Here is a 2,010-nt window from a genome sequence, read left to right on the forward strand (position 1 = left end):
CCGCTGCTCGGCTCGATGCGGGCAGAAACCGCAGCCGAGCATGGGCTCGGCTCTACACATACGCCCGCGATGCTTTTCGGCATCGCGGGCGTTGTGGTTACAGCGGCAGGTCGAACACCAGCACTTCGGCATCGTTGCCGTTTTCCAGCGTCAATTGGGCTTCGTCGCTGACCTGCAGTGCATCGCCGGCTTCCAGGGTGATGCCGTTGACCTGCAGCTGGCCACGCGCCACCTGTACATAGGCGCCACGACCGTTGCCAAGCGCATGGTGCAGCTTCTGGCCGCCGTCGAGGATGGTGGCGAAGATGCGGGCATCCTGGTGGATGCGCAGCGAACCGTCGGCACCGTCCGGCGAGGCGATCAGGCGCAGCTGGCCGCGCTTGGTCTCCGGTGCGAAGTGGGTCTCCTCGTAGGACGGCGTGATGTTCTCGGTATCCGGGAAGATCCAGATCTGCAGGAAATGCACGGTCTCGTCGGCCGAGTGGTTGAACTCGCTGTGGCTGACGCCGCTGCCGGCGCTCATGCGCTGCACGTCGCCGTAGCGCAGCACCGAACCGGTGCCCATCGAGTCCTTGTGCTCCAGCGCGCCACCCAGCACGTAGGAAATGATTTCCATGTTGCTGTGGCTGTGGGTGCCGAAGCCCTGGCCGCCGATCACCTTGTCTTCGTTGATCACCCGCAGCGGGCCGAAGCTGACGTAGCGAGGGTCGTAGTAGTTGGCGAAGGAGAAGGTATGGCGCGAGGACAGCCAGCCATGCTCGGCCAGGCCACGGGTAGCGCTCTTGCGGATCTGCAGCATGATGGAATCTCCTTGTTCGATGGTTTCGATAGGGCGGGGTGGGCCGGTAGCCGCTGTTTTTCCCCGTTGAAGAGAAGTATCCGCTTGCGCCCGGGGTTTGAAAAACGGATAGTTTTGACAGCCATCATCGAAAAATTCGAATGCTCAAGCTCAGCCTCGATGCCCTGCAGATCCTGGATGCCATCGACCGCCGCGGCTCCTTTGCCGGCGCCGGCAAGGCCCTGCACAAGGTGCCCTCGACCATCTCCTACACCGTGGCCAAGCTGGAGGAGGATCTGGGCGTACAGCTGTTCGACCGGGTCGGCCCGCGTGCCGAGCCGACCGAGGCCGGCCGCGCGCTGCTGGACGAGGGCCGGCATCTGCTGCGCGCGGCGCGCGAGCTGGAGCTGCGGGTGCGCCGGGTGGCGTCGGGCTGGGAGACCGAGCTGACCCTGGCGGTGGATTCAGTGTTCCCGACCTGGCTGCTTGGACCGGACATCGCCGCGTTTCGTGAGGCGGAGGCGCCAACCCGGTTGCGGCTGATCGGCGAGGCGCTATCCGGCACCTGGGAGGCCCTGCTGGACCGCCGCGCCGACCTGCTGGTCGGTGCACCGGGCGAGGGCCCCAGTGGCGGTGGTTACGTGGTCGAGCCGCTGGGCACGGTGGAGTTCGTGTTCGCGGTCGCACCCGAACATCCATTGGCTGCAGTACCGGGCGTGCTCGGGCGCGAGCAGCTGGTCGAGCACTGCGCGATCGCCGTCTCCGATTCGGCGCGGCGGCTGTTGCCACGCACGGTCGGCCTGTTGATGGGGCAGGAGATGCTGACGGTGCCGGACATGGCCAGCAAGCTGAAGCTGCAATGCGAAGGCGTCGGCTTCGGCTTCCTGCCTGAACCCTGCGCGCGCGCGGCGGTGGCACGCGGCCAGCTGGTGATCCGCGAGGTGGAGGAACACAAGCCGGAAGAGACCTTCTGGCTGGCCTGGCGCACCGGCGAGGACGGCGCCGCGTTGCGCTGGTGGCGCGAGCGCCTGCGCAGGCCGGAGCTGCTGTCGCAGTGGTGGCAGGCAATGGCCAGGGGGTAGGTGTACGGCAGGGCTGCGCCCTGCACCCGCTACGATCCAGAGCAACAGCAACACCAACAGCAACACCAACAGCAGAAGCTGGTTTTCTGGGGGTAGGCGGGGTGGGTCCGGTTGCGGGGGCCGCTGCAAGTACGTCCATGTAAGCTCGGT

General features: G+C 66.4%; 2 protein-coding genes. One reads left to right on the forward strand and one right to left on the reverse strand.

Annotated elements, in window-relative coordinates:
* Positions 1-97: 97 nt before the first annotated feature.
* Positions 98-799, reverse strand: a complete 702-nt coding sequence (locus tag ACTJJM_RS06980) for a pirin family protein (protein ID WP_049434728.1) — start codon at positions 797-799, stop codon at positions 98-100.
* A 140-nt stretch (positions 800-939) separates the two neighbouring features.
* Between ACTJJM_RS06980 and ACTJJM_RS06985 the strand changes: the two genes are divergently transcribed.
* Positions 940-1,860, forward strand: a complete 921-nt coding sequence (locus ACTJJM_RS06985) for a LysR family transcriptional regulator (RefSeq protein WP_049455349.1) — start codon at positions 940-942, stop codon at positions 1,858-1,860.
* Positions 1,861-2,010: the final 150 nt, after the last annotated feature.

The organism is Stenotrophomonas sp. 22692, from assembly GCF_052045015.1.
Taxonomy (GTDB): Bacteria; Pseudomonadota; Gammaproteobacteria; order Xanthomonadales; family Xanthomonadaceae; genus Stenotrophomonas; species Stenotrophomonas geniculata.